Annotated in this window: 8 protein-coding genes; all 8 read right to left on the bottom strand. The window is 36.8% G+C overall.

What is annotated here, in order from left to right:
- Window positions 1-88: 88 nt before the first annotated feature.
- From WC623_RS09420 to WC623_RS09385, 8 genes are read right to left on the bottom strand one after another with little or no spacing between them, the layout of a single operon-like run.
- On the bottom strand, window positions 89-1,420 hold the full coding sequence (locus WC623_RS09420; RefSeq protein ID WP_372850281.1) for an acetylxylan esterase: 1,332 nt from the start codon (window positions 1,418-1,420) through the stop codon (window positions 89-91).
- A gap of 51 nt (window positions 1,421-1,471) precedes the next feature.
- A complete protein-coding gene (locus WC623_RS09415) occupies window positions 1,472-2,206 on the bottom strand; it encodes a DUF1961 family protein (RefSeq protein ID WP_372850279.1) in 735 nt (244 codons plus the stop codon).
- Window positions 2,206-5,829 (bottom strand): hypothetical protein, encoded by a 3,624-nt coding sequence (locus WC623_RS09410; protein WP_372850277.1) that lies wholly within the window; start codon window positions 5,827-5,829, stop codon window positions 2,206-2,208. The genes WC623_RS09415 and WC623_RS09410 overlap by 1 nt, the downstream gene beginning before the upstream one ends.
- A 26-nt stretch (window positions 5,830-5,855) precedes the next feature.
- The gene (locus WC623_RS09405; RefSeq protein WP_372850275.1) at window positions 5,856-6,767 is read right to left on the bottom strand and encodes a hypothetical protein; all 912 of its coding nucleotides are present in this window, start codon (window positions 6,765-6,767) and stop codon (window positions 5,856-5,858) included.
- Window positions 6,768-6,804: 37 nt separating this feature from the next.
- Complete coding sequence (locus WC623_RS09400) at window positions 6,805-7,761, bottom strand: DUF5017 domain-containing protein (protein ID WP_372850273.1); 957 nt, start codon at window positions 7,759-7,761, stop codon at window positions 6,805-6,807.
- A 16-nt stretch (window positions 7,762-7,777) separates the two neighbouring features.
- The gene (locus tag WC623_RS09395) at window positions 7,778-9,646 is read right to left on the bottom strand and encodes a RagB/SusD family nutrient uptake outer membrane protein (RefSeq protein ID WP_372850271.1); all 1,869 of its coding nucleotides are present in this window, start codon (window positions 9,644-9,646) and stop codon (window positions 7,778-7,780) included.
- A gap of 15 nt (window positions 9,647-9,661) precedes the next feature.
- Window positions 9,662-12,919 carry a SusC/RagA family TonB-linked outer membrane protein gene (locus tag WC623_RS09390; RefSeq protein WP_372850269.1) on the bottom strand — a complete coding sequence of 1,086 codons (3,258 nt, stop codon included), beginning with the start codon at window positions 12,917-12,919 and terminating at the stop codon, window positions 9,662-9,664.
- A 22-nt stretch (window positions 12,920-12,941) separates the two neighbouring features.
- Window positions 12,942-15,986: a SusC/RagA family TonB-linked outer membrane protein gene (locus tag WC623_RS09385; RefSeq protein WP_372850267.1), complete on the bottom strand. Its 3,045-nt coding sequence runs from the start codon at window positions 15,984-15,986 to the stop codon at window positions 12,942-12,944.
- Window positions 15,987-16,200 lie beyond the last annotated feature (214 nt).

The following is a 16,200-nucleotide window of genomic DNA, read 5'->3' as shown; positions in this document are numbered from 1 at the left end:
ATTTAGCGCTCTAAGAAAAAGCTTATTTTTGGTCTTTAAACGTTTTCGTGTGCGTACCCGAATATAGTTATTTTTTTATTTATACATTCTATTTTTTAATCAATTTATCAACTAGCCATGCACTTTTCTTTCTATTCTGTAGTGGATAATACCAATGTCCTGCATCTTTAGCTATAAATAGCTCTTTTGGAGCCGTGATTACGTTATATGCTGAGTACATAGAAGTTGGCGGACAAGTTTCATCATTAAAGCCCCAACTATAAAAACCTGGCACTTTAATAAGCTGAGCAAAATTTGCTACATCATAGTATTTGGAGGTTTCAATCCTATTTTTAGTCTGATAAGTTTTAGCATTAAAAGTATGTGGCCACCCCCCCGCTCTTTCATGCAAATAACCTGTTAAATCACACATTGCAGGAGCGAAAGCGACAAGGTATTTAACTCTGCTGTCTAATGCTGTAGTTACAATGGTTAATGCTCCACCTTGGCTACCACCTGCTACAGCTAAATTCTGACCATCAAATTCTGGCAAGCTATAAATAAAATCTATTGCTCTCACACAACCTAAAAACACTCTTTTAAAATAAAATTTATCTCTATCTTCATTACCAGATACACGGTAGCGTTTATACTTTTCTTCCGTAGCCAATCGCTTATAAACACTATCAGCCATAGTTACCGGAATTCCATGAATACCTATTTGAAGCGTAATAAATCCTCTGGCAGCCATTCCCAGGTCACCAGCTTTTGGGCCTACCCCAGCGCCTGGTACCGTTAATATTGCAGGATATTTCCCTGCTTTTTTCGGAACACAAAGAACCCCATAAATTCGACTACCAGGTTCAAAATTCTGAACGCTAATTTCATATACATTGATAGAATCATTTGAACGTTCAGGCAGTAATCTTAGCTTTGGATCCATCGGTATCTTTGCATTTTTAACTTTTGCATTATCCCAGAATTCTTTAAAATCTGCGGGAAAATTAGTCGTTGGCCTCAAAAGTTCTGGTGAAAAAGCTGCTGTAGCCAGGCCTCTATAGGTTTTACCTTGGAACTTCACTGTAACTAAACATCTAAGGAATCCAGGCTTATCCATTGTTCCACCAGATATCTCGTACTTTCCATTTATCAATGAAGTGCTGTCTTTAATTACAGGAGACATTTTTTCCGGACCAATCTCATAATTGATCTTTACATCTTCAAGAGGAGTATCTTTATGAGAGACGTTAACAAGAAACTTAACCTGTTCCCCTGGTTTATAAATCCAATCTTTATGATCAGCAGAAACTTTAACCGTTACCAATTCCGGCTTAGGCTGTGCCTGAGCTGATGAAGCACCACATTGAAAGATTATTAATATGATCAATAATATTAATGCACTAAAGTATAACAGTTGATGAAGTTTAATTTTTGAAATCATAATTATACTATTTAATTGATTGACTAGTTATTATTTTGAAAACTCAATTTGTCATTTAATTTTTCCTACGATCATCCCAATCTCAATATCATCCCACCAGGCTTCTGTATCCCAGGTTCTGATTCCTATTTTACCTCCCTCAAGTGGAGTATCATCTATTACATCATGTATCTTTTTTCCATCAACATAGTACCTGATATGTCCATTACTAACCGCATAGACAATTTGATAAATTTTATCTGTTACAGAATACTCCTTACTGTCACTTAATAAAATAAATCCAGGATCTTTCCTGATCCTTGAATGTTTAAATGTAAATGTTGAGATATAATTAGGAATATTATGATATTGATTATAGGCACCTGTTCTTTTACTTTCCTTTCCAACTACCAATGATTTCCCATCTATTCCTTTAGCATGAGAGAATAAGTTAAAATTAGTCTTATTGTCTTCTTTTTTTCCTTCAGCTCTTACTCTATATTTAACAATCAAATTTTTAGGAAATTCCATTTTATTCCAAAGCGTAGTACCAATACCATGGTCAGTAATAAATAGCTTTCCATTTGAAACTTTTATTATGGCATCGGTAGTTTCTACTTCCCATCTTAACTTCCAATTATTATCATTAAAATTTTCTTTGATCAACCATTTAACCTCATACTTATCAGCTCCTACTAACACTGTATCTAAAAAAGAACCAGATTGATACTTGAGAAAAGGAGCCTCAGATGCCATTGAGGAACTAAATACGACTAAATACAAGATTAAAGTTAACCAGGCTTTCATTATTTAATTGTAAAGGTCATATTTCCAGAAAATACAAGAGCCACCTCATCATTCACTGCAATTTTAGGTTCATAAATCGACATATTATCCACTGTATAAGCATACTTCGCTAAAACTTTTCCTTTAAGGTCCACAGAATAAACATTGCCATCCATGCATAATGCGAGCAATTGACTTTTCCACATCTTCATATCAGTTAAACCAGCTGGTAAGTTTACCGATCCTGTAACTTCTCCTATTCCATTAACAAAAACTATATTACCAAGCTCATTTGCTATAGCTAATTTTTCGGTTTGATCAGTTAATGCAACAATAGCTGTCGGTTTTCCTCCTACATTTAACCTCCATGTTTTTACCGGATTTTTATCAACTGCCTGAACATATATATAGCCATCTCCTCTTCCAAATACTGCTTCTTTCAACCCATCATTATTCAAATCAGTAATTGCAAGAGAGTAATCCCATGGTGAAGTAACTTTATGTGGCAGCACTTTTCCATTTTGTATGATCGAATGGTAATAATATTCGCTACCCGCCGCAACATCATCCACTCCATTACCATCCATATCACCTGCGGCACCAATTGTTGCCCCATGGTAAATTGTTTGCTTCCACAATTGCTTACCACTAACAGAAAAAGCATAATAATGCCATGCTTCAGAACCAGCAATAATCGCGGGGCCAGTTAAGTCACCAGTATTAGCGGTAAATAAAGTAGTTACTGTACCATTACGCTTCTGATACACAGGAATCTTCTTTTCCCAAACAATTTCAGCTTCACTATTCAAATAATAAACCTTTCCATCACCAGATGCCGACGTAGCTACTGCCCAGAACAATCCAGAAGGAGTCTGTACAGAACTAATCGCGCTTACTGGTCTTGGAAACTTATAACTAGCCAACATTTTGCCCTGCAGATCAGTAATGCTAAAGATCCCATCTCTGGATCCGATAGCAAATCTTTCATCCCCAGAAGCAATCACACTTACATTTGACTTATAAACATCTTTGTTTGCCACTTTTATTTCCTTAACTGGTAAATTTGTGGTAGCTATTGGTTTTAATTCTTCTGCATTGGGGAGGATTTTACCTAACAGCTGACTCATTTGAGTCTGATTAAAATCAGCCGGCAAATCAAGGGCTATATCTTTTTTTGTATCTGATTTCCAATCGATACTACCTACTTTAATCCGACTTGCGCCACGTGCTACGATTCCTTCTGGCCCAACAAAACAAGCTTCAGCTTGAATATCGATATTTTCTCCTATATAATTATTAATAACAGCCAGACGTAATACACCTGTACTTTCAGCTAAGAATGCTGTTGGTGATATTTTTTTTACTACAGGAGCTTTAGGTGCTGATCCAGGAATAGCTTGTAAAAAATTAACAAACAACTTCTTATCACCTTTCTTATAATTACCATCCATACGTTGAATGACGTACCTTGTACTCCTGTCAGAGAACATATAACCAGTTAAATTCCCATCTTTACGACCATGTCCAGCATCCCATACCGACTTAGTTAACTGGGCGGCGCCATTGCCCTCAGTTATAAAGAAATGATTTGCAATCTGTTTATCATCCGATTTCTTTTGCGTGAAAGCTACGGTTTGTCCTTGCTGAACCATTGTTCCTGTACTTCTCCAATTGGCTTCTATTATATAATGGCCATCTTGTGTCACATCCAATTCATCAATTACCCAAAAACCATTTTTAGAAGCATAATTAATATTCCGTGTCCAGTTCAGCCCTTTATAGTCTTCAAGCAATAAGGAAATTATTGAAGATGTCCTCTCAGTATTATTTACTGCTGCCAACACTTGCGATAATGAAGATTTTCTACGCTTACTTAAATTTCTACTCTGATCAGGTAGTTCTCCATCTTTGCTTACAACGATTGAGTTGTGATCATTAGGGAATTTTTTTATATAATCACCCTCCCACAACCAAAGTCTATCGCCAGAAATATACTGACTAATCCCATTTGCATCAAAATGACTATGATTATATCCATCTCCATTAATACCTGTTAGTGAAATAAAATCTGCGTACTTATCCCATCCACTTCTAATCACCCCTTTATCCAGAGTTGGTTTTTTATACAAATTTTCTACACCGTATTGTTTCTGTTTAAATGGTACAACTTCCTGATAATTTAAGCCAGTAGTATGCTTTCCCGGAGGCTGAATAGTTTCATTTTGCTTTTGACCTTTTAACAAATGTGGACTTCTACCCTCGATCAGATTAATGATATATTCAGACTCTTTATCACCTAAAATATCCATGGATTGCTTTAAAATGGGATAAGCACTGTTATGTCCTATCGGGTAAGCATCGCCAAAGCCTGCAGTATAGCCAAGATGATTGAATTGAAATTTAGAATAATCAAGATAGCTTACGAAACGAGGATTCTTAAAAAAGCTAAGATCATATTTACCACTAGCCATTGCATAATCAATAAATATCTGATATACCAGATATTGATAACCAGCTGCATCCTCAGAAGAGAATGGATTTGGTGCTACACCTGCAAACGCATTATCCGCTACTTCCTTCCAAAATATGGCAGGTGCATAGTCATACCTTGCAAGCAGATATCTGGATGATGAAGAAACAGAACGCGAAGCAAAACAAGCATGATTAGTTAAATAATCCTGTTTTGATTCTTTATATAAATCCAAAGGAATTTTCATTTCCCAGTGCAACATCATTTCCTCTACCATTTTACGGATAAATTCTGTTGATTTCAATCTATCACCGGCAGTAAATGCTTTTGAATTTTCAATGGTATAAAGAAACTGAGGATATAAATGAAAGGTGAAACTAGGAGGTGTTTCTGTACGTCCATTTAGTGTTTTGCCATAATTTTGAAACATAAAAACCTGCATATCAGCAAATGCCTTAGCATATACATCATTACCGGTCATTTTATACAAATTTGCAGCATCTTTTAACATTTCACTTATCACCGTCTGAGAAAGGACATAACTACCACTATTCTCGTAATGTTTTTTTACTTTATCTACCATTTCAGCAACTGCTACCGGATTAGCTGGTTTATCCCAGCCTTTGCAAGCCACCAGGTAAGGTATCTTTTCAGGGTTTTTTATCTTTTCTGTTAGAACAGATAGCCCTTCTTTTAATTCCTGATCAGTACGTGCTCCAATGTAAATAACATCGCGTTTCCAATCTAACGCATTAGGTATAGTTCGCAGTTCATACCCAAGGATATTATTACCTAAAATTGAATTTGCATTTAATTGTCTTAATGGCATATTATCCGTTACACCACCATATAAAATCAAATTCACATTTGTTTTTCTGGCGGTTTCCCAATCTACGATCGGGAATTCCAGTTTCCAATTTTTCTTTAATGCTTGCTGAATTGTTAGTGCAGCTTCAGCACTTCCTTCCCGATCACCCTTTACGATAACAGCATTGGCCGTTTTCCCTTTGGCCATTGCTATAAATTCAGGAGGAAAATAAGCCTTTAATTCTGCAGGCAAAGACTTTGTAATAGTTTGAGTCAGCTTTGGCAGATTCTGCTGCTTCATCCCTTGAGCATTTAGCCTGGGGCACATCATCCCTGCCAGAATTATTCCGAGCCATATTTGTCTCATCTCTTTATTTTTTAAAATGCATTAATCTATTTTACGGCCGAATAATTAAGCTTTACATTTTTGATAGTAATTGCGGCAGCATTATCAGCTGTTTCTCCAGTCATACTAGCATCTCTGGACATCATCAAAAAGGCATCAATATTTCGTTTGGCAGGCATTCCATTACCGGCATAGATTCCACCAACCTGTTTGCCATTTACCCAGATATGATAACTTCTTGCATCAAGACTATTTTCCTTACCTCCCATATTATAATTTTGAACTGCCGAAGAATTATTGCAAAAAATCTCTACTTTATGTGAGCTTCCTTTTTTAAACACATTAGCATTCGTTCCAGTCCATCCTACCTCATCAGCTAAATCAGAATGAGTGCGGACCTGAAACCTCATGTTATCAGGTTTTGTTGGATCCATTATTAATCTGAAGCAAGCAAAAATTGAAGTATTCGATGATGTACCTGTCCTATTAATCGCAAGTCCCATTTTAGGCTGATTAAATAGCGCCGCAGTTCTTCCCAAGACGAAATACCAATTTTCCTTCGTTGCAGATGTTTTATCCAGATCTAATGTGAAAGACATATTAACTACTTGAGTTGCATTCTGAATATCATAACCAGCAAACTTGACAGCAGATCCATTGTTGCTTGATCCATTTATTTTTAATCCCGCAGCATCACCTGAACCCATTAAAGTAAAGGATGGTGTACCTGTCACCGATGAGATCATCACAGAACCTGATGGAGGTGTAGGTAAAAACGCTGCTTTACTGCCAGAAGTAGAAACATGATGAACTTCATCCCCTTTCACATTTTTCCCTAAAGTACCATCACCTTTTCCTAAATTATAACCCCAAATGCTGCTACTATTTGTCCAGGTACCTGTTTGAGCCCATACTGAGCCATTTATCAATAATGATAATATTAAGAGTGTCTTTTTCATGTTTTCGTTTTAGTTACAACTTGTTGATTTCAAAAAATTATTTCACAACAGTAATTGTCATCTCAATAATCTTTTTATCGCTTCCATCTACGTTAGCATTTGTTCCAATAAAGTATACTTTGTATGTCCCTTCCTCGGTATATACATGCGAAAAATCGGTAACTTTTGCATCTTCATTTCCTTTAATGATGAATGGCCTATCAGGGCCTTTGTCCAAAATCTCCATATTGAATGCCTTACTAATTGCCCAGGTTTCAGTTCCCGGATCCGGATCACTTGGCCCCTCGTATTTATATCCACTTAACGTTATTCTCGTTGTCGTATATGTAGATATCGAAGGTGCAATAACTGGTAGTTTTTCCACCAATTTAAATTCAGAACTGATTAGATCCCCTAACAAATGCGACTCGTAAATAGAATTACTAACCATCGCAATATTATTTACATACCATGATCTTGCAGGACCATTAGCAGCAATAGGTTTAGTCGTATATTTAAAAGCCACATAGAGTGGTTTACCAGGAACAATATGACTGGTGATATCATAAGATTTTGAAGCCACATAAGTCGCCACAGTACCGTAGGTAAACTTATTTGTAATATCTGTCCAATTCGCCTTATCCACATTTTCATAGCTATTGTAATTGCCATTAAAATCTGTGGATAGCATTACCGACAATGGATTTACCTGTGGTACTGGAGAACCCGCAGCAAGTGGTGGATAGGCTGTGCTGAATGAAAGTTCAGCTTTACCCAAAGCAATATCCCTACCACCTTTATACTCATATTGTTTATAAAGCTCCCCTGAATAAAAGGAAATCATGTCCGGATTTCCACTAAGTGTGAACTTAGTAGTGTCTCCTAATTTATAAGTTAATGCATTAGAGGTCACATTAAATTGATCAAGACCTGGCGTTACCGGAATATCTTTACTGCAAGCACTAAACAGTATCACTGTAGCACTTATTATTATATTTTTATATTTTACATTCATGATATAGAGTTAAAGATTACCAACTAGGGTTTTGAACCAACTTATTGTTCAGATTCATTTCTCTTGCAGGTATAGGCCATAAATTATGTTTACTCCATGTGTTTTTGTATGGCAGGTAATAGAATCTGTCAGTTAAGCCACTACTTTCAATATGCGTAGCAACAGCTTTCATTTCAAAAACATAATTTCCCCAACGCTGTAGATCACCTTTTCTAAGACATTCAAAGGCAAGCTCTCTTAATCGTTCATTCTGAATAAATTCACGGAAAGATTCTGCTGAAGCGATCTGAGCTGCAGTCATGCTAGCTTCATCTTCATGCCAGATTCTTGCATTTGCTCTTCCTAGTGTGCCACCATTTGTAGGAGTTATAGTTACATACAGGCCAACCCCCTTAGGAGTATCATAATTGTATCCCATTTTAACACCAGTAACCGCATCCTGATCAAGTGTAAAACCGGTAATTGCACCAGCCGTAACCACAGCTTTAATAGAAGCACCTGTACCACCACCGTTTGTAAGTACTACAGTCGGAGCCGAGTTATAACCAGATCCTGCTGCATTTATTCCGAAGTTTTTAATACCTCCAACAGCTAAAGCGCGACGTCTTACTTTATTTACCGCTTCCACAGCATCAGGACCTGGTCCATTATTCACTTCATTATCAGCCTCCGCAAACATTAATAATACATCAGAAAATCTCAATAATGGAAAATTTTGAGGTGTTTGTGTTCTATGTTTTGGCGTATTAGTTTCATATTCTCTTCTAAACTTACCACAAAATCTATTGTATAAATTTACTGGAGTTGTAGAAGTTATAAACACTTTATTTGCAGCACTATAGGCAAAGTTTGCAATCGTCCAGTCTCTTCTTAAATCACCGACAGCAGTAGCAACAGCATAATTCTGTTCATATATTTTATACAATTTAGAAGTCACTTTAACCCCACCAAAACTCTCTCCAATAGTAGTATTTGTAGATTGAGGACCATTTAAATAACCTACACCACCAGTTTCTGAATACGCACCCCCGGTGCCGTTTCCAGTAAATTCAACTTCCCAGATGCTTTCATTGACATCGTACTTATCCTGTGCATAGTTGATGAAAATCTGACTGAAACTAGGATTTAACGAGTGTTTAGCTTCTGTATCATCCATCACCATTTTAGCCCATTTTCTCGCATCTGCAAATCTTGCCGTCTCTCTTAAAGGATAACCAGCCATGTGCAAACATACACGTGCTAAAATACCACGTACAGCTGATTTACTCACTCTACCCCCAAAGCCCAACTCTTTAATCCCTGGAACCACCTTTTCAGCATCTTCCATATCTTTAATAATCTGGTTATAAATTTCCTTGGCTGTATTTCTTGGGATATCAACATCTTCCACATTATCCAAAGGCTCCAGGATTAGTGGCACTCCACCAAAGTTCTGCACTAACATAAAATAGAAGTATCCCCTTAAAAATTTTGCTTCGCCTTTATATTTATCTCTAAGTTTCACATCAATACTTGGATTTGAGTCTGCGAACCTTAGTAAGGTATTTACCCTACCAATACCTTTATACAAGGTTGCCCAGAAATTATTCACTCTGGAATTTCCAGCAGAAAAATTATTCATATGTGGGCCATCAGTTGGAGACTCTCTGTTATAATAGCCTTCATCCGCTTCAAAACCAGTAATATAGAGCATCTGAAAACCATATAAATCTCCAGATTGGAGTACGTCATAAATCCCTAACATACTTGATTCCAGCTTTTCAGGAGTATTATAATATTCACTCACATCAGCTATAAAATCCAGTGGCTCTTTGTCTAATATTTTTTCGCATGAACTGACACTTAAAATCAATAGTGTCAATAAAATATAATATCTACTTTTCATAATATTCAGTTTTAATTATGGAGTAACATTTAAGCCAAACGTAATCGTTCTGGCCTGAGGATATGGAGAATAATCAAGACCAGGTGTTAAAACACTATGACGAACAGAAACTTCAGGATCCATTCCAGTGTATTTTGTAAAAGTCAACAGGTTCTGAGCTGCAACTCTAAAACTGATTTTATTTACCTTAAGCTGTTTAGTGAAAGAGCTTGGGATCGTATATGCTAAAGAAACTGTCTTTAAACGTAAATAAGAACCATCTTCAATAACCCTGTTAGAAAAATTTCCGGCCGGACCTTGTCCGCCAATTTTAAATAATGTGTTAGACCTGTTTTGCTCTGTCCATCTTTCATTTGCACTAGCGTACTGATTTACGTTATACAGGTTAATGTAGTTTCCGTCAAACATCATCCTGTTAGCATTGAAGATATCATTACCATATGACCATTGTAAAAACACATTTAGATAAAAACCTTTATACGAGAAATTATTCGAAAATCCTCCAGTATGTAAAGGTTGCCCACGACCAATAATAGACATGTCTTTGGTATCTACGACACCATCCTCATTCAAATCTTTATACTTGATATAACCAGGTTGAATATCTTCCCTTGAACTTCCATTTGTTGGCAATTGACTTTTCAAGGTATATTTTCCAGAACTACTCTGATCAAAATCCTCTACCTGATAAATCCCGTCGAATATAAAACCATAGAACATTCCAGCTGGATAACCAATTCTTGAAACATAAAGGTTAGCCGAGTTTTGCCCTACACTCATTAATGAAAACAAACTCTCCTGATTTCTTGTTAAGCCTAGAATTTTATTCTCATTAAATGCGATATTGAAGCTTGAGCGCCAGGTAAAGCTTTTGGATTGAATATTAGTTGTGCTTAATGTAAATTCCAACCCATTATTCCCAATCGAGCCAATATTTTTATACGTTCTCAAGAATCCTGTCCCTGACGGTAGATCAGCATTTAGCAGTAGGTCCTTAGTCTTTTTACGATAATAATCTACTGTTAAACTCAACCTGCTTTTGAACATACCAAAGTCATAACCAATATTCATTTGTTCAGTGCTTTCCCATTTTAAAGCACTATTTCCGACTTTAGATGGTACAATTCCGCCTGGAGGAGTACCGTTATTATTAAAAGGATAAGTAGTTCCTACAGCGTAAGTCATTTCAGGATAGAAGTCATAACTTCCAATCCGGTTATTACCTGTTACTCCGTAACCAATCCTTAACTTACTTTCAGAAAGCCAGTCCGTACCAGCCAAAAAATTCTCGTTTTTCATGTTCCAGGCCACAGCTCCAGAAGGGAATCTACTCCATTTATTTCCTGGCGCGAATTTCGAAGAACCATCAAAACGCATAGTTGCAGTAACCAGGTACTTAGATTTATAATTATACTCTGCTCTTCCGAATACAGAAGTTAAGCCGAATTCATTTGCGCCAGCACTTTTGCCATAAAGTGTACCGGTTTCCAAACCATACATTCCTAAATACTCCTGTGTTATACGCTCAGATGAGAAACCAAAGTTTTCATTCAAATTCTCCTGGTATGACAATCCAGCAACAATATTAAGCTTATGGTGCTTTTTAATTGTCGCAGTATAGGTCAGGTAATTTTCGTTAGACCAAAGTGTAGGCTCGGTATACAAATAAGAACCATTTACCTGTCTGGCCAAACCGTTATTTCTCGGACTTCCTTGTGGTGTTTGTGAATTATAAAAGCGTTTAGATTCACTCAAAGTATTACTGATAGCTCCTGTAATTTTAAGTTTTAAGTTTTTAAGTATGTCGTATTCTAAATATGCATTCGAAGAAAAATTTGTGCTATTCAAACGTGTATAATCATTCTCTGCCGTTACCTTAGGGCTAAACCTTAAATCAGATGGGTTTACATACTCTGCATCATCATCTTCAACCTCTTCCAGGTTTAAACCAATTGTACCGGCAACAGGTCTGTATGCCCATGCTTGATACAACAAATACGAAGTAAAAGTGCCACCACCACCGGCATTAACAGGTTGGCCATATCTGATATTTTCACTATAATTAGCCGTAATACCTCCTCTTAATTTTTTACTGATTGTTTGGTCAATCGTAATCCTACCCTGAGCGCGTTTGGATCCCGAATTGACAATAATTCCTTGTTGATCAAATAGTGACCCCGACAAAGAATATTTGGTTTTCGAATTTCCTCCTCTGATAGACACATTATGATTCTGCATCAATGCATTACGGAAAATAATATCCTGCCAGTCTATCCCTTTCATATTTCTATAATCTTCCAAACTTGTTCTTCCATTAGGGTCATATAGGGGGTTCGAAGGATCCAGAGCACCTCTGGTATAAATTTCCTTTGTCCTGGTAGGACTAATTTCGTTCTGCAGATTCACAAAATCCCAAGGCGACATCATATCCATTTTTTTTTGTACTTGTTGAAAGCCAAATGAAGTACTAAGATTGATGACTGGCTTACCTATTTTCCCTTTTTTGGTTTCGATAACGACAACCCCATTGGCCCCTCTAGAACCATAAATTCCCGTCGCGGAAGCATCTTTTAGAATATCATAAGATTCAATATCCTCCGGATTAATTGCTGCAATATCAGGATCTTCAATAGGAAAACCATCAATCACATATAAAGGTGCATTACTCTGAGTCAGCGAGTTAGCACCCCGTATCACTATATTCATCCTGCTTCCCGGCTGTCCGTCAGATGACGATACCTGAACTCCTGCAACACGACCAGCCAAAGCTTCTTCAATCGAACCTACCGGTGCCTCCATGATATCTTTCATATCCACCCTACCCACAGAACCTGTTAAGTCACTTTTCTTAACGGATCCATATCCAATTACAACCACATCGTCCAACGTTGTTGATTCAGAACTAAGTTTGATATTGACAACCTTCTGATCAGTAATTAATCTCGATTCTGTTTTAAAACCGATATAAGTAAATACTAGCGTAGAGCCAGGTTTAGGGATGCTTATGCTATAATTCCCAGATTCATTAGTAGTACGCGTGTTTGTTGTACCTTTTACCTGTATCGTTACGCCAGGTATACCAACACCATCCTGATCTGTAACCTTACCAGTTACTGCAATCTGCTGTGATGGCATACTTTTTAAATTGGCTGCAGCACTAAAGCCAGCCGTAAATACTAAAACAAAGCATGCTACAATATACTTGTTGAGTACTTTATAATTTTGAATGTTAAATAGTTCAATCAGCATATTCTTATTTTTTTTTAAGCCCATAATAATTTGTTATAATCAGCTGTTAAAATGCTGCGTTAATTCCGAACGAAATGGTACGGGCCTGTGGATACGCTGAATAATCGAAACCAGAAGTCAAGACCGAATGACGGGCAGAAACTTCAGGATCAAGACCAGTATAATTTGTAAATGTCAATAGATTCTGCCCTGAAACATGAAACTTTAAACTAGTTAGATAAAGCGGCTTGATTAAGTTCTTAGGAATAGAATAGCTTAATGAAACTGATTTTATACGTAAGTATGAGCCATCTTCAATAAATCTTGAAGACTGAAACCTATCTGGACCAGCACCGCCAGTCATAGGGATTTCATTTGAAGGATTCTTTACACTCCATCTGTTTGCATAATCAGCGTACTGATTCACATCATTCATAGCTGGGTTCCCTTCAAACACTGCACGATTGGCATTGTAGATGTCATTGCCATAAGACCATTGCAAGAAAACATTCAAATCAAATGCTTTGTAAGAAAAGTTATTAAAAAAACCACCAGTATGTATTGGTAAGCTACTTCCAATTACCGTTTTATCATTATCATCAATGATTCCATTTCCATCTAGGTCCCTATATTTCACAAATCCTGGCTGGGCTTCACCTGTCTGTTTAATTCCATCAAAAATATACCCATAGAATTGACCGATAGGCACTCCAACTTTTGAAATGTACAACGCATCTGCATTTGTTGTCGAGGTTACTCCCGAATGAATTGCAGATGCACTTTTTCCTAATTCAAGTAATTCATTTTTGTTTAGGCTGATATTAAAATTAGATGACCAGCTAAAGTTCTTACTTCTTACATTAACAGTATTCAAATTAAACTCAAAGCCAGAATTTTTAACTGTAGCCATACCAGTGTAATACCGGCTAAACCCAGTTACTTTTCTATAATAGTCAAAATTAAATCCAATCCTATCATTGAACAAGCTCAAGTCATATCCAAGATCTAACTGCTTTGTACTTTCCCATAATAAATATGGGTTTGTCCAGCTTAACACACTTAAGTCTGATAAATCACCACCTTGTACAAATGAATTTGCAAAAAATGAATCATGATCCATTGCTTCAATTCTATTGTTACCGGTTGCACCAAAACTAAAACGAATCTTTGAAGCAGAAATAGCTTTTAAGCTTCCCATGAAATCTTCTGGTTTCATATTCCAGGCTAAACTTACAGAAGGTGAATATCCTAAAGCTCTTCTTTTAGCAAAATGATAGGATTCATCTGCACGAAGTGTAGCACTTAATAGGTACTTAGATTTATAGTTGTAGTGCGCCCGGCCAAAATATGATTTAAATGCATATCTTCTGCCTTTCGACACACCATCATAGGGAATTCCCTCCGATAATCCATAAATGCCCAATTTTTCCTGAGGAAGATTGCTTGATGAAAATCCATACACTTCGTCCTGGCTTTCTCTATAGGAGTAACCAGCCAATACTATCAGATTATGAACTTTTTCAAAAGTATTAGTATAAGTAAGTGTATTTTCTACTGATAAATCTCTTTGTTCAATCTTACCAAAAGTTCCATTCACTCCTAACGTATTGTTGGCATTTCCTTGAGGAGTAAGTGAATTATTGAAAATCTCTAAACGGTTTTTACTTGAATTAATGGAACCAGTAGTACGAAACTGAAGATTTTTAACAATATCAATCTCCAAATAAGTATTTGCAAATAAGTTTCTGGTATTAGAATGACGATAAGCATTCAAAGCCGCCACTTCTGGATTGATCCTTATCGTACCTGGAGTGCTATAAAGCGGATCAGTATTGTAAGCTGTCAGATCCTCTCCACGCACATTAGAAATTGGTCTATATCCCCAAGCTCTATACAAAACATATGAGGAGAAGTCGTTGCTTCCATCTACACTAACCGCTTCGCCAATTCTAGTATTACGGCTATAATTTAAGGTAAGGCCAATTCGAGCACTTTTTCCTAAGGCCTGGTCTAAAGAAACTCTTCCCTGATAACGTCTGGATCCACTATTTACTATGATTCCTTCCTGATCGAACATAGAACCAGATAAAGCATATCTGGTTTGCAAATCCCCTCCCCTCATAGAAATATTATAATTCTGGATAGGTGCATTTCTAAAAATTCGATCCTGCCAGTCTATCCCTTCTTTAAATCTATAATCTTCAAGTTTCCTGCCACTTGCAACATATAATGGATCACTTGTAGCTAGTTCTGCTGGGGTATAAATCTGTTTAGCCTGATTCCCGCTCCGCTCAATCTGATATTTCACAAAATCATATGGATTCATCATTTCAATTTGCTTTACTGGTTGTTGAAAACCAGCAGCAGCATTAAAATTAATGATGGAAGTGGCCACTTTGCCTCTTTTAGTCTGAATCAGTACTACCCCATTAGCCCCTCTTGACCCGTAAATAGCTGTAGCACCGGCATCTTTCAAAACGTTAATTGATTCGATTTCTTCTGGGTTTAAAGCCCCCAGATCAGGATTTTCCAACGCAGTACCATCAATAACATAAAGAGGAGTACTACTTTTCAATAATGAGTTGTTTCCACGAACAACAATGTTTGCAGTTGTCCCAGGCTGTCCATTTGTAGAAGATACCTGAACTCCGGCCAGTCGGCCCGCCAAAGCCTGATCAAAAGATTCAACAGGAATATTCACCAGATCTCCCATTCTCACCTGAGCCATAGCATTACCCAATTCTCGCTTTCTGATTACCCCATAACCGATGTCAACTAATTTGAGTTCATCATCTTGTTTTTGTTTCATTAAAACATTCAGGACAGTCTTTGTCCCGAGAACTAAAGAACGGGTCTGATAATCTGTACCTGAAAAAATAAGTACATCCTTATTGTTCGCTTTTAATCCATATTTACCATCTGTATTAGTAAATACTATAGCATTAGTTCTTTTAACTTTGACACTTATGCCTTCAACTGGTTTTCCAGTATCACCGTCGGTTACTGTTCCTACTATATTCTTCACCTGTTGACCAACAACGGTTACAGGTATTAAAAAACTAATAAATAGAAGCACTAAAAAACCTTGGTTTCTTTTCTTTTTTATAATCATAAGGTTTAATTTGGTTAGTTTAATGAATGCTCTTTTATAAGAGTTAGGTGTTGAGTAGCATTTCTGTTCATAGTTTGGTTGGTTTGGTTTAAAACTTGGTTTGGTTAGTTGGCATTACTGATAATCGTTCACAGACTGTGTACGTACACGAAAATCAATAGTAAGCATATTATGTTGTAAAAACAACTGGTAGTAGTAAGCGTGATTGTTTTTT

Source organism: Pedobacter sp. (assembly GCF_041645105.1).
GTDB lineage: Bacteria > Bacteroidota > Bacteroidia > Sphingobacteriales > Sphingobacteriaceae > Pedobacter.
Note: the sequence above shows the minus strand (reverse complement) of the source record. Positions and strands in the feature narration are given on the sequence as shown.